This window comes from Desulfatibacillum alkenivorans DSM 16219 (genome assembly GCF_900142135.1).
Taxonomy (GTDB): Bacteria; Desulfobacterota; Desulfobacteria; order Desulfobacterales; family Desulfatibacillaceae; genus Desulfatibacillum; species Desulfatibacillum alkenivorans.
Genome location: NZ_FQZU01000023.1, coordinates 33,378 through 55,576, shown reverse-complemented (window position 1 = coordinate 55,576; position 22,199 = coordinate 33,378). Strand labels below are relative to the sequence as shown.

Below are 22,199 nucleotides of genomic sequence, written 5' to 3'. Positions count from 1 at the left end.
GGGCCGTCAAGCCTGGGAGGATAGTCTTGTCCAGGCTTTGTGATATTTGCGGACCCGTTCAAAATCCTTGGCCGAAGGCTGGGCGATGCGGGTCAGATCCATGTTATCCTCCAAATCCGCCAGTTTTATGACCCTCGCCAGGGGGTTGCTTTTCAATCGTTCGATGTATTCCCAATATTTTTCATCCTGTCTCCAGGTGAGATGATCCAAGGCCTCCAAAACTTCTTCGGAAAACCCCTCCCTTTTTAAATCGTCCAGGGTCCAGTCCGTATCCTCCACCACGTCGTGGAGCACGGCGGCCATGCGGGCTTCCGGGGATTGCATGCGCATCATCAAGCGCAAGGGATGGAGGACGTACGGCGCCCCGGCCTTGTCCTTCTGGCCTTTGTGGGCCTGCACGGCGATTTCCAGTGCTCTATCCAGGTCGCTCATTATTTTTTTGGGGTATTATTAAAAGGCTTGGCGCCGGGATATCGGGAAAAGGGAAACCCGGTGCGCGATGCTTCCATGCCCTTGACCAGCTTTTCGAAACTTTTCCACGGAACGCCCAGCCCCATACGGTCTCCTTCAAAGCCGGCCACAAGGCGCGCGCCCAGGCACAGGGAGGACACGTTGATTTTCCCGGTGAGATAAGGCCTGGCGATGAGATCGGAATCCATGGCGCGCAGAGGGCTTAGGACGGCGTTGATAGGATCCCCGGTTAAAAACTGGTAGCCCTGGATAATCCGGGTCAACTCCACGGGCCGGACCGCCATGACCACCACATGAGGGACGACCGGGTCCTTGGAATAATCCGGCCCGAAAAAGAACACGCCCTGCATTTCCGGCGGCTGAATGGCGGCCATGGAGTTGATGGCCTTGCGGGCGGTTTCTATGTTTTTGAACCGGCCTGAATCTTCGGCGCCGAAAAGGCAAAAAGAGGGCTTGCCCTGTTCTTTGCAGGCGTATACCTCGCCGGAGGAAAACTGGGCCGGGGACGGCGCTTTAAATCCATTGCCCAGGTTGCTTTGCGCTTTCATGAGTTCGGTGTACAGCCGGGGCCGCGGAAGAGGCTCGGTCTGATTTCTGTCCACCAGGCCAAGGCTGATGGCCGCGGCAATGCAGCCGGAATTTTCCTGGGTCAGATATACGGGGTGGCCGTGAGCCGCGTGGCGGATGGCCTGGCAGCTTGTGAGGGTTTCCTCCTCCACGTTATATTCCAGCACCTGACCGGGAACGCTATCCGCATGCTTATAGAACCTGACAAAGGCGGTGGGGATGTTCATCCCCGGGATTTCCAGACTCCGCACCAGGCGGTCGTACAATTCATTAGGCTGCATGTCGTTCTTTCCAAATAATTTATTGAATGGACTTTTTTGCGTTGGCGATTCGGATTTGGGCAAGCTGCTCCTTGATCTTTTGCACGTCGGGGTGCTCGGGGCCCACTGTGGCCTCCAGGATGGTCATGGCCTTTCGCCAAAGAATTTCCGCCTTGTCCAATTGATCGGCCTTCATGTCCAGTTCCGCCAGATTGATAAGAATGGCAGCCACGTCCGGATGGACCGGCCCCAGGACCTTTTCGCTGATGGCGAGGGCTTCCAGATAGCGTGCGCGCGCGCCTTCGTCATCCCCCTGACGCTGGCTCAGTTTAGCCAGGTTGTTCAGGGTCATGGCGACTCGCAGGTGATCCGGCCCCAGTGCTTTTCGCGTGATGTCCAGGGACTGCAGCAGCAGTTCCTTGGCTTTGTCCGGATTGCCTACGGCCTGGTATACATTGGCCAGGTTGTTCAGGGAGGCGGCCACGGAAGGATCGTCCGGCCCCAAAGCCTCCTCCCGGATGGCCAGGGCGTTTTCCAGCAAAATAACGGCCTGCTTATAATCCCCCATCTCAAGATAGAGAGACGCCAGATTGCTTAAGGGGGCGGCCAGGGAGGGATGGCGGGGGCCCAGGGCTTTTTGGCGGATGTCCATGGCCTTGAGGTACAGGGGTTCAGCCAACTTGGGCCTGCCGGTTGAGCGGTAGAGTCCGGCCAGGTTGTTCAAGGCGTTGACCTGCGCGGGATGAACCGGAGAGAATGCCTTTTCAGCCAGAGTCAAAGACTCTTTGTACGCCTTTTCAGCCTGCTCGAAGTCCTCGGCCAAAAACAGGGCCGTCCCCTGCCAGCCGTACAAGTCGGACTTGAGAGCCAAAGAGTCCTTTTGCGCGGCTTGGGCGGCTTGTCCGAAATAATCGGCTGCTTTTTTATATTCCAGTTGCAGGTTTTCCAGCCTGCCCAGACGGGCCAGGGTGAGGGCTTTCAGGTCCGGGTCCTTGTCCGGAGAAACCGTTCCGGCTTCCAGTTCGGAAAGGACTTTTTGGAGCAGGCTCCGGGCTTTGTCAAAATCTCCGGCGTTAAGGGCGGAGAGGACCTCCCGGGCGTGCGGCGTGAATGATTCCCCGCCGTCTTTGGAAGGCTGCATCTGGCCTATTAAGTCGTTGAATTCCGTTTTTTTCTGCAACAGCAATTGGTGAACGCGCAGGGGGGGAATCCCGTGGTCCCGGATCGAACGGATGATAGCGTCCAAAACCGGCGGAGAAAGCTCCAGGCGGCCGGCAAGGGCCTCCAGGCTGCCGTCAGCCGCCTCATTTCCATTCTGAGGCGTGGTTTCGGCGCTTTTCCCAGCCTCTCGGATGGAGGATTTATGCGTGGACAATCCGCTCCAGACAGCCAGGCCGGCCAAAGCCGTCAGCACAATGATTACGATTAATGTCAGCCGGTTTTTATTCATTCCTTGATGATGGTTCCTCCGGCCCGTTCCAGGGCCTTTTCCTTGAAATCCGCCTGAAAACCCGGGGCGTAATTCATATAAGACGGTATGGGATAGCGCAAGCCCGCGGCGTGGGTGGCTTCCAGGCCTTCCAGCATAATGTCCAGTTGGTCCGCCGGGCAAGTAAACATGACTTCCGAGTCCTGGGCGCCGCCCCACACCCTGTCTCCGTTGCCAAGGACCACAAACTGAGGCTTTTGGGTCAGCATGGTTTTGGCCACGCCCTCGTGGCAGGAGCCGATGCGGCCTGTGGACGAAAACTCCAGGGCGCCGCCCTTCATATACAAGTAGCTTTGAATCAACCGAGTGGCCTGAGCCGGCAGGCAATAAATCAGCACCACGTCCGGAGCGACCTTGGTCCGCGCCAGGGGGGAGATGATCAGGCCGGGGTATTTTCCTTCCAGCCGAAAGATGTTTTCCTCCAGCTTGAGAGAGGTTTCCATGTCCTTGGCGTAGAGGCCGATGTTGAACTTATGGCCGGTTTCCATGTAATCCTCGTCCTGCTCGTCCCAGCCGTAAACCAGCCTGGCCAGATGGCAGTTTGTATCCTCCGGCGTGACCGCCATGGTCCATCCGTAGGTGCGGACCATTTTAAAATTCTGGCACACAAAATTTTGGAGGCCCAGGTCCTTGGAAGGCCTTTTGAAACCGGGCTGGATTTCCTCTTCGGAGCGCATAAGGCGCACAGCCAGGGGAAAGGTGGAAACGCGCAGATATTGTTCAAACCTGCGTCCCGCCTCGTGGCACTCGTTCAAATCCTTCATGACCTCCCCCTCCCATTCCTTAATGGTATTGAATAGTTTCTATGTTCATTGTATCATTGGGATCATTGCTTGAAAAGACTTGGTTCTTTTTTCAGGCTTTTTCAATCCCTGGCTTAAAACTTGCTTTCATCACTTCTGCAGCCTTATACTGGCTTTAGGTTTTTCCGGGATTTGCCGCCATGCAACGTATCATAGTCATAATTCTGTTTTTTCCCATCTTGTCCAGCTTAGGCTGGAGCGCGGCGCCTGTGCGCGTCGGCGACGGCGTCGGGCGAGCGCCCCTCACGTCCATGCTTGACGTGCTGGAAGATCCAAGCGGCGCCATGACGATCGACCAAGCGTCCAAAAGCGGGCTGGATTGGAAGCAAAACAAGGCTTCGTACTTCAATATAGGCTATTCAAAATCGGCTTACTGGTTCCGTATGGTTTTCAAAAACCCCGGCCCCAAGAGCGCCAGAATGTTTTTGGAAATAGACTTTCCCACTTTGGACCATGTGGACTTGTACGTCCCGGATGAAAAAGGAGGATTCCACTTTCTGAAAGGCGGAGACAGCGTTCCTTTCAGCCAGCGAAACGTCAAGCACAGAAATCATGTGTTTTCCATGGACCTCCCGCAGGGAGAACAAACATGCTATTTGAGAATTCAATCAAAAGGCGCCATTGAATTCCAAGCCAATCTTTTCAGCGGCCCGGGTTTGACCTCCGCCTCCGTCAGAGAGAACTCCCTTATCTGGCTTATTTACGGATGCATCATAATGGCCGGGCTTTATAACCTGAGCGTGTTTTCAATCACCCGGGATAAAAACTTTCTTTATCTCGTGTTTTACGGGTTGTCATTCCTTTTGATCGGGTTGGCGCACAAAGGCTTTATATCCCAATTTTTTTGCAGCGAGACGGGTCGACTGACGGACCTCGTCTTAGTCCTTTCTTTGGCGCTGAACCTCTTTTTATCGGCTCTGTTCACCACGTCCTTTCTCGGGACGAAAAAGAGGCATCCGGCAATCCACCGGATAATCTTCTGGACCATGATGGTTCCCGGCCTTGTGTATATGGTCGCCGGACCGTGGGCGGGCTTTGCAAACATCATCCAGATTTTGATCCTACACGGCATGGCGGCGTGCGTGCTGCTTTTCGCCCTCCTGATTTATCTGAGCCTAAAAATGGACAGACAGGCTGTGTTCCTGACCGCCGGATATTGTTTTATCCTGGTTTCGGGATTTCTGTCCATACTGACTTTTTTGGGATTTCTGCCTCCCGGCGCGGTTTCCAAATGGGTTTTGCCCGTAAGCTCCGCGTGGCTTATGCTGACCTTTTCCATAGGCCTGGCCGACAAAGTCAATGTCATGAAACAGCGCCTGGAATTGTCGGAAACCAAAATCCGCCGTAAAAACGTGGAATTGGTGGAAGCCAATGAAGCCCTGCATTCCGTCAATAAAACCATTGAGGACCGGAACACGGAACTGACGGTCCTGCACGAGGAGCTGGAGGTCAGCGAGCATCGTTTCAGAAGCATGATCGAACAGTCGCCCATGGTGATCGAGTTGTACGATCCCAAAGGCAATCTTGTACAGACCAACAAGGTGCACAAGGACACCTGGGGGACCTACGGCCCGGTGGCGGGCGCCGAATTTAACATCCTCGCCTCTCCGGCCATGCGAAAGCTGCCCATTTTCCCCTCCATCCAAAAAGTCTTTAAGGGGGAAGGCGGATTTCTGGAGGAATGGTCCCTGCGCGGCGGCGAGGATGGACCGGAGGACGGGGAAAGATACTACCGGTCGCGGATTTACCCCATTTGCACGGCTACGGGCAAGTTAAGCAACGTGGTGATCATGCATGAAGACGTCACCAAAGACAGGCGATCGGAAGAAATCCTGATCCAGTCGGAAAAAATGGTCAGCCTGGGCGCCCTGGCGGCGGGCATGGCCCACGAGATCAACAGCCCTCTTGCCGGGGTGGTGCAAAACGCCCAGGTTTTGATTCAGCGGCTGACCAAACCCATGGCCGCCAATGAAAAGGCCGCCAAGAAAATCGGCTTTAGCCTGGATAGCTTGTTCGCCTACATGGAAGCCAGGGAGATTCCCCGCATTCTGAATTCCATCAGGGAGGAAGGCATGCGGGTGGCCAAAACCGTGCGCAACATGCTGTCCTTCTCCCGGCAAAGCGGAAGCGAGGCCGATGTGTACGACCTGCGGACGCTCATGCGTGAGACCGTGGACATGGCCAGAAGCGACTACGACCTGAAAAAGCGTTTTAACTTCCGCAACATGGAGGTGCGGGAACACTTTTCGCCCGAGGCTGCGGAAGTCTATTGCGAGCCGGGCCAAATCCAGCAGGTTTTCCTGAACATCCTGAAAAACGGCGCCCAGGCCATGGCTGCCGCAACCACGGATCCGGCGCAAAAACCGCGCTTTGACATCCGCATTTTTCCCAAAGACGACCGGGTTGTGGTGGAAATCCAGGACAACGGCCCGGGCATCCCCTCCCATGTCCTGGAGCATATTTTCGATCCCTTTTACACCACCAAAAGGAAAGGGGAAGGCACCGGTCTGGGCCTGTATTTATGCACCCACATCATTAGGGAGCTGCATAACGGAAGCATTTGGGTGGAATCCGAACCCGGCCAGGGCGCCTTGTTCCATATTTCCCTGCCCGTGGAAGGCCCGCCCGCGATTCCCATATAAGCCGCCATTATTCTTATTCATTCAACTTCCCGGATTGGATTTCAGGGGACGCGATCCTGATCTCATTTGGGGCCGTTCCATTTGGAAAACTTTAGCAGAGATCAGGTCATCTCCCCGAATTCCTTCGTCAGCACGGCCGCCGCCATATTTTCCTTTTTGCCTTACGCCCTGCAGCAACCTCCACATGCTTATGGACGATCTGATTGAAAGCTGTTAGTATAATGCTCCGTCTGTTGAAAAATCACCCATACAATTCTGCAAACAAGGGGGGAAGCCATGAAACGGAAAAAGGTTTTTGTGACCGGCATGAGCGGATACGTGGGCCAGTGTTTATGCAGGGAGCTGGACCGGGGAACTTATTGCGGCAAATTTTACGGCATGGACGTGAAGGAGCCCTTGTACAAGTTCGCCAAGGGCGAATTCCGCAAAATGGACGTGAACGATCCGGCCCTTGCCGAGTGGATTGACGAAATCCAGCCGGACGTGATCGTGCACCTGGCTTATGTGCTGCAGCCCTCCCACGACAGCGTGGGCATGCGCAAAATCAATGTGGACGGAACGAAAAACGTGCTGGAAGCCGCCAAGAACGCCGGCGTCAAGCAGGTGCTGGTCACCAGCAGCGGCACGGCCTACGGCGCGTGGCCGGACAATCCCATCCCCATTACGGAGGACGATCCCATCCGCCGGCATCCCGGCTTCCAATACGCCCGGGACAAAGCGGACGTGGAGGCCATCCTGGCCGAATTCGTGGAGGAAAACCCGGATATCGTCACGTCCTGGGTGCGGCCCTGCATCATCTACGGCCCCAACGTGGACAATTACATCAGCCAGCTTTTCACCCTGCCCATCGCCATGGACCTGAAAGGCTGCCCGTCTCCGCAGCTTCAGTTCGTGCACGAGGACGACGTGGTTGCAGCCCTGATGTTTCTGTTGAAAAAGGAAGCCCGCGGGCCTTACAACCTGGCCCCGCCCGACACCATGACGTTGTCCGAGGTCAACGCCTTGTCCGGGAAGCCGGCCGCGCCCTTGACGCCGTCCTTGATGGGAGCGATTTTCAGGACCACCTGGGCTTTGGGCCTGCCCATTCTGAAGGCGCCGGAATCCTTCCTGGATTTCGTCCAATACCCGTGGGTGCTGGATACGACCAAGCTCATGGACCTGGGATTCAAGTACACCTACTCCACCCGGGAGACCATTGAAATCATGCTGAGGTCGAAAGGGATTATTCCTTAGACGGCGCAGGCGCCTGCTTTACATTTTATTCCACTTATGTCATGATTGACGCCATAGTTATGTTCTTTTTTGGTTGGTATTTTTAGCTTTTTTGTGGAAGGAAGCTATGGCAAGCAGCGATTTACGTCCCAGTTCCAGTTCCCAGGGGTGCACCTTTTTGCGGGCTTTGTCCCAGTATGAACGCCATCCCCAGCTTCGCAACCCGGACTATCTGGCGCCCAAGTTCCTCAGCCCGGCGCATCAAAAACTGATGTTGGCGGCCCGGCCCTGGTGGGCCAAGGCGGTCTTGAGAAAGGTCAGCCCCGGGGCTTATTTTTATCAGATTTCCCGGATTCAGTTTGGGGACGAAGCCCTGCTCCAAGCCTTGGAGGACGGCGTCAGCCAGGTGCTGATCATGGGCGCGGGCAACGACACCCGGGCGTTCCGGTTCGAGCGTGAAATTCTTAAGGCTAACGCCCGGATCATCGAACTGGACACACCGGAAAGCCAGGCGTGGAAGACCGCCAAGGTTGAGGAGCATTGGGGCGGACTGCCCGGGCACGTGAGCTACGTCCCCATCGATTTTAACAAAACCACCCTGGAAGAAGCCCTGCTGCAGAACGGCGCGTCCTACGATCCCGAAGCAAAAACTTTGTTTTTCTGGGAAGGCGTCTGTTATTATCTGGACGCCGACTCCGTGGACAAGGTGCTGGCTTTTGTCCGTGAGGCCTCTCCCGCGGGCAGTTCCCTGGTTTTCGATTATTTTCAGAAAGCGGCTTTGGAAGGCCGCACCAAGCCCTACGGCGCCCAAAAGGTTTTAAAACGGGGGCCGGAACGGGGGGAACCCTTTATTTACGGGATTGAAGAAAACGAGATTGAACGATTTTTAGGAAAGCGGGGCCTTCAGTTAATCCGCCACATGGCGCCCAAGGACGCGGCCCGCGCCTACCTTTGCGACGAAAAAGGCCGCCTGTTGGGCAGGCAGCACGCCTACCTGAATCTGGTCAAAGCGGTCACCTCTCCAAAAACTTGAAGATTTTGACAAATCGCATGAAATGATTATATACTGTTAGCTTGTTTTGGCGGGCCGTGCTAGGCTCGCCAAACATTGGGAGATTATTCGCCCTTTTTATGCGGCCTTAGGCCGTTTTTCGAGAAAAGTATATAACATAGGCCGCCCCTTTGGCTAGTGCAGGAAGGGGGTTTGGGCCTGATTCGGAGATTTGTCATGCCGATTTACGAGTTCAAGTGCATGGAGTGCAACGAGGTTTTTGAGGTCCTTTGCGTCAATTCCGACGACACCGTCGCCATGGAATGCAAAAAGTGCCAATCCCCCAATATTGAAAGAATCATGTCCTCCACCAATTTCGCCATGGGAAGCGGCGGCGGCCCCAAAAGCAGCATGAGCTCGGAAACCCGCAATTGCTCTTCGGGTTCCTGCACCACTTACAACGTTCCCGGAGTGGACTGATAATTTCCGGCCCGGCGCTCCTGCGCGCCGGCTGCTGATCGATATAAGGCGCCTGATGAAATTTAGATTCGCTCCCACGGCCATGCCCGACACTTGCCAGAGCGTCCATAGCCTGGAGGAGAAGCAGTTTGCAAGGCTGTTCTCCGACGAAGGCATAGAGGACGTGGAAGACCGTCTGGCCATTTTGCGGGTTTTTCTGCAAACCGAGGATCACATCACCTCGGTTCAGTTGATGGACCTTCTGGAAAAGGCGGGGTACAACTTCGACCCTGATTTTGTGCGGGAGACGCTTCGGCTCATGTGCCGGTACGGTTTCGCCTGCAAGCATGATTTCGAGGGCCGGAACAGCACCTACGAGCATCTGCATCTGGGCCAGCATCACGACCACATGATCTGCACCAAGTGCGGATCCATTACCGAATTCGTACACGACCAGCTGGAAGCGGTCCAGAAACAGGCGGCCGCTTCTTACGGGTTCCATATGCTCCAGCACAGGCTGGAAATCTACGGGTTGTGCTCCAAGTGCTATACGGAGAGGGTCAAGCTCCTCCCCCTGGCCATGGCCAAGGTGGGGGAAAAAGCCGTCATCCGGGACACGACCGGCTGCGCCAAGTTCCGGCATCGCCTGTTGACCATGGGATTGCGCACCGGAGACGCCCTGGAGGTGATCACCTCCGACGGCCGCGGCCAGGTGGTGGTCTCCGTGGAAGGGCGGCGCATGGCCCTGGGCAGGGGGCTAGCCCAGAAGATTTTGGTGGAACCCGTAAACGGCAATAGGTGATCCATGTTATTGAGCGAAATGAAAGAAGGCCAAGAAGGCGTCATCGCCAAGGTTGGCGGCGCGGGCGCTTTTCGCAGGCGTCTTCTTGAAATGGGTTTTTTAAAAGGCGCCAGCCTGTTTGTTGAAAAATACGCCCCCTTGAAAGATCCCCTGGAAGTCACCTTGAACGGGTGCCACGTCTCCCTGCGGGTAGAGGAAGCGGCCCACATAGTCATGGAAGACGCATAATGGCCGCGCGAAAAAAACTGACTATAGCCCTGGCGGGCAACCCCAATTCGGGCAAGACCACCACCTTCAACAATATTACGGGCACGCGCCAGAAAGTCGGCAACTGGCCCGGCGTGACCGTGGAGAAAAAAGAAGGCCATGTGCGCTTCGGCGATTACGACCTGACCGTGGTGGACCTGCCCGGGACCTACAGTCTGACCACCTTTTCCATCGAGGAAATCGTGGCCAGAAACTTCATCCTGGAAAACCGCCCGGACGTGGTGGTGGACATCATCGACTCTTCCAACCTGGACCGCAGCCTGTATCTTGCCACCCAGTTGCGCGAGCTGGACGCCAAGGTCCTTTTCGTCCTGAACATGGCGGATCTGGCCAAGGACAAGGGCATTGTCATTGACGAGGAAAAGCTCTCCTCCCTGCTGGAAGTGCCGGTCATCTCCACGGTGGGCAACCGGAACGAGGGAACGGCCGAGCTGCTGAAAAATATCATCCAGGTGGCGGAAACCGGCCAGGGCCCGCGTGCGGAGCGTCGGGTCAGGTACAGCCGGGACATCGAGGACGGCGTGGCCGTGGTGCGCGACCTGCTCCAGGCCGTGGAGGACAAGGATTTTCCGTACAATCCCCGGTGGACCGCCATCAAGCTCATCGAAGACGACGAAGTGGTGAGGGACATGGCGGTCAAGGCTCTGGGCGACAAGGCGGGCCCGATCCTGGAGGAAACCGCCCGTCAGCGCGAGCGGATTTCCAACCTGTTCGACGACGAGCCGGAAATCCTCATGACCGAGCAGCGGTACGGGTTTATCGCCGGCATCGTGCGGGAGGTGGTCAAGAGGTCGTCCATCAAACGGGTGGACGTGTCCCGGAACATCGACCTGCTTCTCACCAACCGGATTTTGGGCTTTCCCATCTTTTTCTTTTTCATCTGGGCCATGTTCCAGCTTACCTTCACCCTGGGCGCTTATCCCCAGGCGTGGATCGAGCACGGCGTGGAATTGCTTTCCCTGGGCATGACCCGCATTTTACCCTCCGGCATGATCCAGGACCTGGTGGTCAACGGCATTATAGCCGGGGTGGGCTCCGTGCTGGTGTTTCTGCCCAACATCCTGATTCTGTTTTTCTGCATAGCCTTGTTCGAAGACACGGGCTATATGGCCCGGGCCGCGTTTTTGATGGACAAGGTCATGCACCTGGTGGGGCTCCACGGCAAGTCCTTCATTCCCATGCTCATGGGCTTTGGATGCAACGTGCCCGCCATTATGGCGGCCCGCACCCTGGAAAACGAAAAAGACCGGATTCTGACCATTTTAATCAACCCGTTCATGTCGTGTTCGGCTCGATTGCCCGTGTACGTGCTGCTGGCAGGCGCTTTTTTCGCCGAGAAAGCCGGCACCGTCATTTTCAGCATTTATCTTTTGGGCATTGTGCTGGCCATCGTCATGGGCAGGATTTTCCGCAACACCTTGCTCAAAGGCAGCGTAGCGCCCTTTGTTATGGAGCTTCCGCCCTATCGCGCGCCCATGATCAAAAGCCTCATGATCCACATGTGGGACCGGAGCAAGATGTTTTTGAAAAAAATGGGCGGGGTGATTCTGGTGGGCTCCATCATCGTATGGGCCCTGTCCACCTTCCCCAACGATCCCCAACTTGCCAGGCAATACGAAATCAAAAGGCAGCAGATGGAAAAAACCTTTGCCGTACGCAAGCCGGACGCCTCCAGGCAGGCTGTAAAAGTCCGGGAGATGGAAAAGGACAAAGCCCTGGCCGCCCTGGAAATCGAGTACACGGCCGCCGCCAAGGAAAACTCCTACCTGGGCCGGATCGGCAGGTTCTTCGGGCCGGTCTTCGCGCCTGTGGGCATTGACTGGAAAGGCGGGGTGGCCCTGTTTACGGGCTTTGTGGCCAAGGAAATCGTCATTTCCACCCTGGGCGTGCTTCATGCGACCAAGGACGACACGGATCAAGGCCTGGCCGACGCCATGAAAAAATCCGGCATGACGCCCCTGTCCGCATTTTCCATGATGGCCTTCATCCTCCTTTACGTGCCGTGCATCGCCACGGTTTCGGCCATCAAGCAGGAAACCAACTCATGGAAATGGACCGCTTTTTCCATAGGCTACAGCACGACCCTGGCCTGGGTGGTCGCTTTCATCATCTACCAGGGCGGACAATTATTGGGCTTTGCGTGATCGCTAATTTTTTTGACAGGCCGCCGCTCCAGTCTTACCATTAAGTGAAGCAAAACAGGGCCTGGGGCGACGGCTTTTCCCGTCGTCATCCCTTTCCCCCTTGAATCGGAACACAAACACAAAGGCGGCATATGAGCGCATTTGAACCCGCGTATATCAAAACCAAGGCCCAAGGGCTTTTGGAGCAAAAAATCGCCCAGGCCCGCGAGGCCATGAAGGAATGCACGCTCTGCCCCCGGGAATGCAAGGTCAACCGCCTGAACCATCAAACCGGTGTGTGCAAAACCGGCCCCAACGCCGTGGTTTCCAGCTTCGGCCCCCATTTCGGCGAGGAAAAGCCCCTGGTGGGCAAAGGCGGGTCAGGTACCATCTTTTTCGCCAACTGCAACCTGCTTTGCCTGTTTTGCCAGAATTACGGCATCAGCCATCTGGGAGAAGGCGAGGAAGTCGGCCCCGATTCCATCGCCCAGGTCATGATCCAGCTTCAGGACGCGGGATGCCCCAACATCAACTTCGTCACCCCGTCCCATGTCATCCCCCAGATTCTCCAGGCCGTGGACATGGCCGCGGACAAGGGGCTGCACATCCCCTTGGTCTATAACTCCGGCGGGTACGATTCCGTGGAAAGCCTCCGCCTGCTGGACGGCGTGGTGGACATCTACATGCCGGACTTCAAGTTCTGGCACCCGGAAATCGCGGAAAAAACATGCAAGGCCAGGGACTACAGGCAAATCGCCTGCGCGGCCTTACGAGAAATGCACCGCCAGGTCGGGGACCTGCAAATCAACGAGCAAGGCCTGGCCGAACGGGGCTTGCTGGTCAGGCATCTGGTGCTGCCCGGCAAGACCGCCGGAACCAAGCAGATCATGGAGTTCATCGCCCAGCACATATCCCCCAACACCTACGTGAACATCATGCCCCAATACCGCCCCGTGGGCCGGGCCAACGAGGTTCCGGGCCTGGAAAGCGCCCTCCCCTACCGGGAATACGAACAGGCCGTGGCCGAAGCCCTCAAAGCCGGCATATCCCGCCTGGACGAACGCCGCCGCGTCTTCCGCGTGGAATATACACACTGATTTAAAAAACCTGCCTCCGGCAGAGGAAAAACGGCAGAATAGCGTGCCTCCGGCGCCGACTCTTTTTCTACAGGCCGCAAAGCGGCAAAAAAGTTTGATCAAAAAGATTTCAAATGCGCTGCGTGCCGCGGCGTTTCTCCGGTAGGGACGCTGCTTGCCGGGGGGTTCTCCGGTAGGGGCGCTGCTTGCTGCGCCCATCGCCAAAAGCCGCATGCCATTCACAAAAAATTTCTGCGATTGCCCCTTCTTTAGCGACATTGCAAGCGCTTCTGCTCCGCCCACAAAAAAGTACTCGGGAACTATTTTTAAGTGAGGTTTTGGTTTTATATGCGATGTTGGGACGAAACTTGCATATCCCTCTTTGAGATCGGAATGGGTTCATCCCATCGGGCAAGTCGGAAAGAGGAGACGGCGGAGAATGCGATATTTCAGCCTGTCAGGCCCAGGCGATGCAGTTTATAGCAACTGCCCAAATTCACTTAATTTTCGGTTATTCGGAAAAGGCTTTTGGCTCTGCCTGATTCTGACTGCGGCGGTTTGTCTTCATCTTCCCGCCGGGGCGAACGCCGCGCTGAATTTGACGGCGGAGGAGCGATCCTGGCTGAACAGCAATCCCGACAAGCTGGTCTTGTGGTTCAACACCGAATTTCCTCCCATTGAGTTCATTTCCGAAAACGGAAAGTTCACCGGCATGGGCGCGGACGTCATCGCCCTGATAGAGCAAGAGCTTGGAGTTGAATTTATCAAACAGCCTTCCGAGGACTGGAACGAACATCTTGCCGCCTTGAAAAGCGGGGCCTGCGCCGTAGCGCCGACTATTGTTGCGACCGAGGAAAGGAAGGGCTACGCCCAGTTCACAACGCCCTATGCATCGGCGCCGGTGGTCATCATAACCGGCAATCAGATAGAGGAGTCCCTGGAATTGCCGAATCTGGACGGCAAGCGGATAGCCGTGGTGTCGGGATACGCCTCCGAGGGGTATTTGCGGCGTCAAACCAACCTCCATGCGGAGATTGTCCCCATGCCCGATGTTGTCCACGCCTTGCGCGCAACCTCTTTCGGGCAGGTGGACGCCTACCTGGAAAACATCGCTGTCGCGGGATACTACATAGAAAAAGAAGGCATACCGAATTTGCATGTCGCCGGCGCCACGCCCTATAAGTTTGACTGGAGCATCGGGATAAGCGGCAAATATCCCTTGCTGGCAAGCGCTGTGAAAAAGGCTATGGCGTCAATTCCCCCCAAGGAATTGGAATCCGTGCGCAGAAGATGGATTTTCCTGGACATTGATCCAAAGTGGTCGGGCGAAACCCTGCGCCTCTTCGCCATACTCTCGGGATTCGCCGTGTTGCTGGCCGCCGGTTTGTTTGTCATTGCGTATGTTCTTAAAATGCGTCTTCAGGAGAAAATAACCAGCCTGGATGAAGCCCATAAAAAAATTTCCGAGCAGGCGAAAATGTTACGAATTGCGGCGGAAGCGGCGCAGGCGGGCATGTGGGACTTCCACGTTCAGGAAAGGCTGAGTTTCCTCAGCACGCAATGGTTCAGCATGCTGGGTTACTCTCGCAACGCGGAAGAAATCTCTTTCGAGGATTTTCAGGACTTTATCCATCCTGAAGACCTGCCTGGACTTACAAACCATTTCCGTGACTACATAGAAGGCGGAGGCCGCTCCTTGTTGGAGTATGAAGCGAGGTTTAAACAAGCCGACGGAAGTTGGCGATGGGTGTTGTCCAAGGGAAGAACCGTGGAGCGGGACGAGCGCGGGCGCCCCACTCGCATTATTGGACTAAACGTCAATATTCAGACAGTCAAGGACGTCCAGGAGGAAGTAAAACAAAGCGAGGCGAAATTCCGGGCGATTTTTGATAACGCCCCCTACGCCATTGTCATAAACAATTTTGAAGACGGTAAACTGGTTGACGCCAACAAAGCCTTTTTTGTCAGCCGGGGACTGAGCGGTCCGGAGGACTTCGCCGATATTCCCCAAAACGGGTTTTCCACCATGAACCGGGAGGAAGCCCAGGCGATAATGAAAAAATTGGCGGAAACCGGAAAACTTGACGGTTACGAAACGGAAATAGTTAACGTTGACGGCTCCCACAGGCATATTGTGTTCTCCTCGGTTGTCATGGAGGTCGCCGGCGAAAAACAGGTCCTTTCCATGGTAATGGACATAACCGATCGAAAACAAGCCGATTTGCAGTTGCGCCAATCCGAAGAGAAATTTTCAAAAATCTTTTCCATGGCGCCCTTTCTCATCGCCATAAGCCGGCTGGATGATGAAACGATCCTGGATGTCAATAACAGCTTTGCTGAAGTCACCGGTTGGAAACGTCAGGAAATCGTCGGGCAAAACGCCTCCGGCATAAATTTCTGGGCCGACTCTGCCGCCCGCGAGGAAATGATTCACGAAATAATGCAGGGCCGGGATGTTCTGAACAAGGAAATGGAGTTTTGCTGCAAGGACGGAGAAATCCGTTCCGGGCTTTACTCGGCGCGAGCTATCCAGCTTTCGGAGGGATGGGCCTTTTTGTTTGTCATGCAGGATATCACGGAGCATAAGAAACTGGAGAAGGAGCAGCAACGGCTTCAAAGTCAACTGCTGCAAGCCCAGAAAATGGAGGCGGTGGGCACCCTGGCCGGCGGCGTGGCTCATGACTTTAACAACATGATCGGCGCCATCATTGGATTCGCCCAGCTTGCCATGAACAAAATGGATCAAAGTCACCCCTTGCACGAAACCTTCAGCCAGATTCTTGATTGCTCCTTTCGCTCCGCCAGCCTGACCCGGCAGCTTTTGGCCTTCGCCAGGAAGGAAATCGTGGAGCCGATGATTCTGGATATCAACACGGCTATCGGGGAACTCCTCAAAATGCTGCAAAGGCTGATCAGCGAAAACATCAAGCTGCACTGGACGCCGGGCCCCGGCCCGTTGATAGTCAAACTCGACCCCTCTCAGCTTGACCAGGTTCTCGCCAATCTCTGCGTGAACGCCAGAGACGCAATCGCAGACATCGGCGATATTACCATAAAAACGGAACTGCAGGTCTTTGACGAACAAACCAGCCTTATCCATCCTGATTGCCTGCCCGGGGAATATGTGATGATAGCCGTAAGCGACACCGGATGCGGCATTGATGAAGAAACCGTCGCCCATATTTTCGAGCCTTTCTTCACCACAAAACCCCAGGGACGGGGGACGGGGCTGGGCCTGGCTACGGTTTACGGCATCGCCAGGCAGAACAGCGGGTTTGTCAAGGTATACAGCGAACCGGGACAAGGCGCGACATTCAAGGTCTACTTTCCGCGCTATACCAGAGAGAAAAATCAAGTCAATAAGGAAGAGAAGGCAATATCCCAAAGCCGGGGAGAAACCATCCTGCTGGTGGAAGACGACGCCATTTTGTTGAAAATGACCACGAACATGCTCCTTCATCTGGGCTATAAGGTTATTGCAGCCGGCTCCCCGTCCGAGGCTCTGCGCATGGCCGAAACCCGTGAAGAGGAAATCCATCTGTTTCTCACCGACGTCATCATGCCTGATATGGGCGGACCGTCGCTGGCCGACGCCATTGACAAAATCCGTCCGGGAATTAAAATACTGTACATGTCCGGGTATACGACCAACGCTATAGTCCACCAGGGGGGCATGAAAAAGGGCGTCAGTTTCATCCAAAAGCCCTTTTCATTACAAAGCCTGTCCCAAAAAATCCGCACCATGCTGGACTGATCTCGTACAGCGGCGGAATGCGCCGGAAAACAGCTGAAAAGCGCTCCTCCGGCGAAGGGAAAACGGATTAACGTTACGCCTCCGGCGGGCCGCTTTTTAAAAATGGCTCTATACGCGAAAGGCGGGATTCCCTGCCTGTAAAAAATTTCTTGACCTAAGGCCCCAATAATCTTGTATACAAAGTATTACGCCCCCTGATGCAAGGGAGACGCAGAGGAAGCTATGCATTATAAAGACTGCATCATGTTTCAAATGGCCAAGGCATACCAAAGGGTTCACGCGGAGTTCAAAAGCGGCGCCGCGGAATTGGGGCTTACGCCCATCCAATGCCTCGTCCTGCAGGCCGTGTTCGAAGAGCCGGGGCTTTCGTCAGGCGAAATCGGACAGCGCCTGCACATTGACAGCGCCACCTTGTCCGGGATTCTGGAACGCCTGATCGAGCGGGGCTGGGTCGTCAAAAATACATCCGCCAAGGACCGGCGCGTCCTGGAGATCCACCCCACGGAGCAAGCCATGGAGCAAAAGACGGCGCTGGACGGCATGGTGGAAAGCCTTAACGAAAAAGTGCTTGCCTCATTCCGTGTGGAGGAGAAAATGCTGCTCCGGAGGATGCTGGAGGATCTTGCGCAGTGATTTTTTTTGCGCGATTACTTCGTATGCGAGATATCCCCCGGACCAAGGCAAGCCGGACCGGAAGCATAGCCCAAGACTGGCAGACCACCCAAAACTTTCAAACCACGGAAGGAGCCTGAAAATGAGCGATCCTGTTTATCATGAACTGCTGGAAGTGATGAAAAAACGCGGCGGCAAATACGCAGGGATGGACATCCCGGAGTTCTTCGCCCTGGTGGAGGAGCTTTTCACCCCGGAAGAGGCGGCCGTGAACAACGCCATGCCCCGCGGCCCCTTCCAGGCCGCCGGCCTGGCCGAATCCATGGGAAGGGAGGCCTCTGAGGTGGAGGCCCTTTTGGAGTCCATGGCGGACAAGGGAACCTGCGTGGCCGTCAAAATGGGAGGCGTCCAGTTTTATCAGAGCGCCCGGTTCATGCCCGGCATCCTGGAGTTCCAGTTCATGTCCGGCAGGGTGTCGGACCGGGACAAGCGCATCGCCAGGCTCATCCACGACTATGAAACCGCTTGCGACGCCCGGACCCAGCCGCCTGACAATGAATTCCCCGTGTTTCGGGTTATCACCGTGGACCAGGCCATCGAAGGAGGAAATACGGTTCACACCTACGATCAGGTAAAGACCGTCATTGAGCAGAACGAAGACATCGCAGTCAGCACATGCTATTGCCGCCACGCCGCCATGCTCCGGGGGGAGGACACACACGGCATGCCCATGGACGTGTGCATGCAGTTCGGCGTGAACGCCCAGTTTGCCATCCAGCGCATGAACGCCCGCAAGGTCAACAGGGAAGAGGCCATGGAGGTGCTGAAACGCGCCGAGGAAGCCGGACTCATCCACATGAGCCAGAACATGGCGGACGGGATAGACTTTTTGTGCAACTGCGACCGTTGGCACTGCGTGGCGGTGAAGTCCGCCATGGCCAAGCCCAAGCCGGGCGTGTTTTTCAACTCGGGCTTTGAGCCCAAGTTCGATCCGGATTTATGCACGGCGTGCGAAACCTGCATTGACCGGTGTCCTCCTCAAGCCCTTTCCATGGGCGATGAGGACCTTCCGGAGGCGGATTTGGACCTCTGCTTCGGCTGCGCGGCCTGCGCAACGGGCTGCCCTGTGGAGGCGATCTCCATGGTCAGCAAACCGGGATTTGCGCCCCCGCCGGAAAACGCCAAGGCCATGAAGGAGGCCTATAAAGCAAGCCTTGCAGGCGCCTGACCCAACAATGGGGTCAAGTCTACGTTTGACGTTTGAGACGCGTTTAAGCCCGTCAAGCGTCAAACGCAGGCTGGCCCACCGCTCCACAGCGGCGCCTGGGGACTCGTCAATGGAAGGTCATCACAATTTCCGGGCGCCCTGTGTGTTGGTCCTTTTGCTCCCGGACGGCGATAAAGCCGCGTTTTTCGTAAAACCGGACGCTTTTTTGGTTCTCTTTATACACGGAAAGGCGCAGCCTGTTTCTGAGGGATTTGGCCTTGTCCATTAAAAGGCCGCCGATCCCCCTGCCCTGCTCCTTTGGAGAGACGAACAGGGCCGCCAAAACGTCCTGATGGAGAGAGACGAATCCTTTGACGCCGACGTCTTCCACAAAAACATAGGTCTTGGAAGCCGGAAGATAAATATTCCGCATATCCTCCAGCCTGGACTCCCAAAAATCGCGGCCCGCAAAGTCATGCGATTCTATGGACGCCTCCAGCCAGATTGTCAGCACCGCGTCCATGTCGGATGATTTCATGGGTCTGATCATGGTTTATCCCTATGGATGACTGAGCATAGAACCGGCCCATGCCCGTACGCCGAAAAGCCATGGGGTCGAATCTAGGTTTTACGTTTGGGGCCTGGCGCCCGGTTCAGGCTTCCAACGCGGGCCTTGCTTGGAAAACTACCGGATAACCCGAAAATTTCCCAATTGAATCAAGTCCTTGGGAGACAAGGCATAAGACAGGGCTTTGTTTAATCCCGCCCTGGTCAGGCGCGCCGCCGTATGGGCGGCCCGGGCCGGTTTCCAGGCCGGATCGAACCGGTGCATGGCGTTTTGGTACACGGCCTCTTTGGCGAATGACAAGGCCGGGCCTGCGAGCGTAATGGACTCCGCGACCAAAAACGCGTCCAGGGCGCCGAAGGCGACAAGGGTTGGTTTTGGCGAGGGTTTAAATTTTCTTGGACTTCCGCCCTTTGAAAGCCTGATGATATTTTGCGCGGCGCATACGCCCATGTCCATGGCATGGTACGCCTGCTTGCCCAGGGGGGTTATCAGGCCTGCGGAATCGCCCGCGACAAAAATTTCAGGGTGCATCGGGCTTTGAAGGAATTCATTCACGGGCGCCCATTGGCCGGATTCATTGGCCAGCCCCCAAGGCGCCAGGTCCTTGAGGGGCTTGACCCCGCCTGTCCATATGGTCATATCAGCCGGAATGGTTTCGCCGTTGGAGAGTTCAACGGCATTTTTTGCGACCCTTTTAACGGATGTTCCCATATGAAATAACACCGGCATGGTCCGGCATCCGCCAACCACTGCGTCATGAAGCCCCGGAGGCCCGAACGACAGAACCCTGTCCCTCCCTTCCACCAGATGAACGGCTGTCCCCGGCTTATCGCCGTATCGGCGAAGCACCTCGCCCAGAGCTTCAACGCCTTCAATGCCCCCTCCCGCAATGACTATGGAGCATGGTTTTCCTGACCTCATATTCGCAGCCAGGGTTTTCCCGATGGCATGGCAGTTTTCCACGCTTTTGAAGTCGAATGCGATTTCCCGGGCGCCGGGCGTGTTAAAAAAGTTGGAAACGCCTCCGACAGCGCAAACAGCATAATCGTAAGGAATTTCCAAGCCGCTCTCCGTCCTGACGCAGTTTTCTTCAGGCCGCCAGGTTGCGGCCCTGTCCTGCACAAATCGATGCCCTGCGGCTTCGACGATTTTCCGTTTGGAAAGCCTGAGGTCCCGGGGCGACTTGATCCTGCTGACCAGTTCATGGATATTGGGCGAAAACTCAAAGTACGGCCATGGATCCAGAACCGTGGCGCGAAAGCTCCCGGGCAGGGATTTTGCAGCAGACAAGCCTCCAAAATTGGCCCCCACGATCAAGACGCGGGGCCGCTTTTTGCGCCGTAATATTTCCATGGCCGTCGCCTTTCCCGCTATTTGGCGCCCACCAGGGGCAGTTCCTTTTCCACCCGGAAAAAGACCAGATGGCGAGGATTTTCCGGGTCTTTTTCCCCCTCCCGCCTTCTGAGTTCATACAGCCTTTCCGTATCCTGCTCCTCGGCGACCTTTGTCAGAACCAGCCTTTTCCCCTTGTACCCCGGACCTTCCTGCAAAAACAAATAATGGGCGTTCGGGTTCTCCGACAGGTTGGCGTAGGTCAGCCTCTCCGGCATAATTAAAGCGATGGTCCCGTCCTCCATGCAATGGGGCCGGGAAAAGACGGCGCCGTTGACCTCGCCGCTTTTTCCGGAGGTGGATAGAACGCCAACGCCTTTGTTTTCCGTAAAATATGCTTTCATGTCTTCCATAGTATCACTCCTAGGTTTTGAGGTTCATGTTATCCGGAGCGGCCGGCGCTCTATGGATTCATTATCGCTATGCTGAAGTTCAGCGCTGCGGCGAAGCCCACCCACAATGCGTAGGGCGCCATGCATAAAGAGGCTGCGCGGGAGACGCTCCAAAAGGTCCTGATACAAGCCAAAATAAGACCCAAAAGAACCATGATTTCAAAAAAGGCCAGCCAGGGCATCCGGAGTTCAAAATATATCAGGGTCCAGAGCCCGTTGAAAACAAGCTGCACAAAAAACAGCGTCAAAGGCGTCCGGACGTTTTGGGAGGACATTGCCACCCAAACCTGCCGCCCTGCAACGATCATCAGGATGTATAGCAAGGTCCAAACCGGCCCAAAAAGCCAGCCCGGAGGCGCCCAGGCAGGCTTTCGGACATCCTGAAACATGGGCGCCACATTGGGGCCGGTGAAAAGCCCCCCGAACAAGGCTGTTGCCCCCACTGCGGCCGATACGACAAGGAGCGCTATGAGATTGCTTTTTTTCATAGTCGATAAAACCTCATGTCCGGTTTGCCCTTGACTGCGCGGGCGGTTGCGGCCGTGCGCCGTACATCTTCAAAATATGAGGGGGTATTACGGCATGAGCGTGCGCAGAATGTCCTCCTTGCCCACGACGCCGACCAGCTTGCCGCTATCCACCACCGGCAGGGTGTGGAGTTTTTTATCCACCATGAGGGCGGCTACGTCTTCCAGGGAGGTGTCCGGCGAGACAACCACCGGTTTTTCGGTCATGGCCTGGGAGACCTTGAAGGCGGCCATTTTTTCCATTTCCTTTTCAAAATGCTTTTGGGAAACCAGGGGGATGACGCTGTCCAGGAGCGTGAAAAAGGAAGGCACGGGAAAACGCTTTTGCTGAACGATGAGGTCGCTCTGGCAGAGGATGCCCACTACTTTGCCGTCCTCGTCCACGACGGGGGCGCCGTTGATCCTGTTTTCCAGCAATTGCTTCGCCGCTTCCGAGATGTCCGTATCCGGCTTAAAGGAAATAACTTCAGTGGTCATGATGTCGCTGACTTTTTGCACAGAGGACTCCTTTGCATTAAATTAAATATCGAGGCGGTTAATCTAAGCCCTTTGAACCCAAATTAGCTTCCGGTGGAATAAGGGGAT

Annotated in this window: 20 protein-coding genes; 11 read left to right on the top strand and 9 right to left on the bottom strand. The window is 55.7% G+C overall.

Features of this window, described 5'->3' with window-relative positions; translation table 11 throughout:
- Window positions 1-6: 6 nt before the first annotated feature.
- Genes BUE18_RS17195 through BUE18_RS17180 form a run of 4 tightly spaced genes read right to left on the bottom strand, consistent with a single transcriptional unit; the run spans window position 7 to window position 3,551 of the window.
- On the bottom strand, window positions 7-432 hold the full coding sequence (locus tag BUE18_RS17195; RefSeq protein WP_073477423.1) for an HD domain-containing protein: 426 nt from the start codon (window positions 430-432) through the stop codon (window positions 7-9).
- A complete protein-coding gene (locus BUE18_RS17190; protein WP_073477422.1) occupies window positions 432-1,319 on the bottom strand; it encodes a DUF169 domain-containing protein in 888 nt (295 codons plus the stop codon). Before BUE18_RS17190 ends, BUE18_RS17195 begins: the two co-directional genes overlap by 1 nt.
- Before the next feature lie 19 nt (window positions 1,320-1,338).
- The gene (locus BUE18_RS17185) at window positions 1,339-2,748 is read right to left on the bottom strand and encodes a tetratricopeptide repeat protein (RefSeq protein ID WP_073477421.1); all 1,410 of its coding nucleotides are present in this window, start codon (window positions 2,746-2,748) and stop codon (window positions 1,339-1,341) included.
- Window positions 2,745-3,551 carry a DUF169 domain-containing protein gene (locus tag BUE18_RS17180; RefSeq protein ID WP_073477420.1) on the bottom strand — a complete coding sequence of 269 codons (807 nt, stop codon included), beginning with the start codon at window positions 3,549-3,551 and terminating at the stop codon, window positions 2,745-2,747. The genes BUE18_RS17185 and BUE18_RS17180 overlap by 4 nt, the downstream gene beginning before the upstream one ends.
- Window positions 3,552-3,730: 179 nt before the next feature.
- Between BUE18_RS17180 and BUE18_RS17175 the strand changes: the two genes are divergently transcribed.
- From BUE18_RS17175 to BUE18_RS17130, 11 genes are all read left to right on the top strand, one after another.
- Window positions 3,731-6,232, top strand: coding sequence for a 7TM-DISM domain-containing protein (locus tag BUE18_RS17175; RefSeq protein WP_073477419.1), 2,502 nt, complete (start codon window positions 3,731-3,733; stop codon window positions 6,230-6,232).
- 276 nt (window positions 6,233-6,508) lie between these two features.
- Window positions 6,509-7,465 carry an SDR family oxidoreductase gene (locus tag BUE18_RS17170; RefSeq protein ID WP_073477418.1) on the top strand — a complete coding sequence of 319 codons (957 nt, stop codon included), beginning with the start codon at window positions 6,509-6,511 and terminating at the stop codon, window positions 7,463-7,465.
- A gap of 106 nt (window positions 7,466-7,571) precedes the next feature.
- Window positions 7,572-8,477 (top strand): class I SAM-dependent methyltransferase, encoded by a 906-nt coding sequence (locus tag BUE18_RS17165; RefSeq protein ID WP_073477417.1) that lies wholly within the window; start codon window positions 7,572-7,574, stop codon window positions 8,475-8,477.
- A 195-nt stretch (window positions 8,478-8,672) separates the two neighbouring features.
- The gene (locus BUE18_RS17160; RefSeq protein WP_073477458.1) at window positions 8,673-8,915 is read left to right on the top strand and encodes an FmdB family zinc ribbon protein; all 243 of its coding nucleotides are present in this window, start codon (window positions 8,673-8,675) and stop codon (window positions 8,913-8,915) included.
- A 55-nt stretch (window positions 8,916-8,970) separates the two neighbouring features.
- Window positions 8,971-9,696, top strand: a complete 726-nt coding sequence (locus BUE18_RS17155) for a transcriptional repressor (RefSeq protein WP_083611103.1) — start codon at window positions 8,971-8,973, stop codon at window positions 9,694-9,696.
- A gap of 3 nt (window positions 9,697-9,699) precedes the next feature.
- The gene (locus BUE18_RS27355) at window positions 9,700-9,924 is read left to right on the top strand and encodes a FeoA family protein (protein ID WP_083611102.1); all 225 of its coding nucleotides are present in this window, start codon (window positions 9,700-9,702) and stop codon (window positions 9,922-9,924) included.
- Window positions 9,924-12,107 carry a ferrous iron transport protein B gene (gene feoB / locus BUE18_RS17150; RefSeq protein ID WP_073477416.1) on the top strand — a complete coding sequence of 728 codons (2,184 nt, stop codon included), beginning with the start codon at window positions 9,924-9,926 and terminating at the stop codon, window positions 12,105-12,107. Before BUE18_RS27355 ends, feoB begins: the two co-directional genes overlap by 1 nt.
- A gap of 131 nt (window positions 12,108-12,238) precedes the next feature.
- The gene (locus BUE18_RS17145; RefSeq protein WP_073477415.1) at window positions 12,239-13,183 is read left to right on the top strand and encodes a radical SAM protein; all 945 of its coding nucleotides are present in this window, start codon (window positions 12,239-12,241) and stop codon (window positions 13,181-13,183) included.
- Window positions 13,184-13,760: 577 nt separating this feature from the next.
- Window positions 13,761-16,916 (top strand): PAS domain S-box protein, encoded by a 3,156-nt coding sequence (locus tag BUE18_RS17140; RefSeq protein WP_170868395.1) that lies wholly within the window; start codon window positions 13,761-13,763, stop codon window positions 16,914-16,916.
- Window positions 16,917-17,138: 222 nt separating this feature from the next.
- Window positions 17,139-17,549, top strand: a complete 411-nt coding sequence (locus BUE18_RS17135; RefSeq protein ID WP_073477413.1) for a MarR family winged helix-turn-helix transcriptional regulator — start codon at window positions 17,139-17,141, stop codon at window positions 17,547-17,549.
- A gap of 121 nt (window positions 17,550-17,670) precedes the next feature.
- Entirely contained in the window at window positions 17,671-18,756 is a 1,086-nt protein-coding gene (locus tag BUE18_RS17130) for a 4Fe-4S binding protein (protein ID WP_073477412.1), read from the top strand.
- A 106-nt stretch (window positions 18,757-18,862) separates the two neighbouring features.
- On the opposite strand, the gene BUE18_RS17125 is transcribed toward BUE18_RS17130, so the two are convergent.
- The 5 genes from BUE18_RS17125 to BUE18_RS17105 all read right to left on the bottom strand — a co-directional run bounded on the left by BUE18_RS17125 (window position 18,863) and on the right by BUE18_RS17105 (window position 22,112).
- Entirely contained in the window at window positions 18,863-19,285 is a 423-nt protein-coding gene (locus BUE18_RS17125) for a GNAT family N-acetyltransferase (protein WP_073477411.1), read from the bottom strand.
- Window positions 19,286-19,420: 135 nt separating this feature from the next.
- Window positions 19,421-20,656, bottom strand: coding sequence for an NAD(P)/FAD-dependent oxidoreductase (locus tag BUE18_RS17120; protein WP_073477410.1), 1,236 nt, complete (start codon window positions 20,654-20,656; stop codon window positions 19,421-19,423).
- 17 nt (window positions 20,657-20,673) lie between these two features.
- Window positions 20,674-21,048 carry a pyridoxamine 5'-phosphate oxidase family protein gene (locus tag BUE18_RS17115; RefSeq protein WP_073477409.1) on the bottom strand — a complete coding sequence of 125 codons (375 nt, stop codon included), beginning with the start codon at window positions 21,046-21,048 and terminating at the stop codon, window positions 20,674-20,676.
- Window positions 21,049-21,098: 50 nt separating this feature from the next.
- The gene (locus BUE18_RS17110) at window positions 21,099-21,575 is read right to left on the bottom strand and encodes a TspO/MBR family protein (RefSeq protein ID WP_073477408.1); all 477 of its coding nucleotides are present in this window, start codon (window positions 21,573-21,575) and stop codon (window positions 21,099-21,101) included.
- A gap of 87 nt (window positions 21,576-21,662) precedes the next feature.
- Window positions 21,663-22,112, bottom strand: a complete 450-nt coding sequence (locus BUE18_RS17105; protein ID WP_073477407.1) for a CBS domain-containing protein — start codon at window positions 22,110-22,112, stop codon at window positions 21,663-21,665.
- Window positions 22,113-22,199 lie beyond the last annotated feature (87 nt).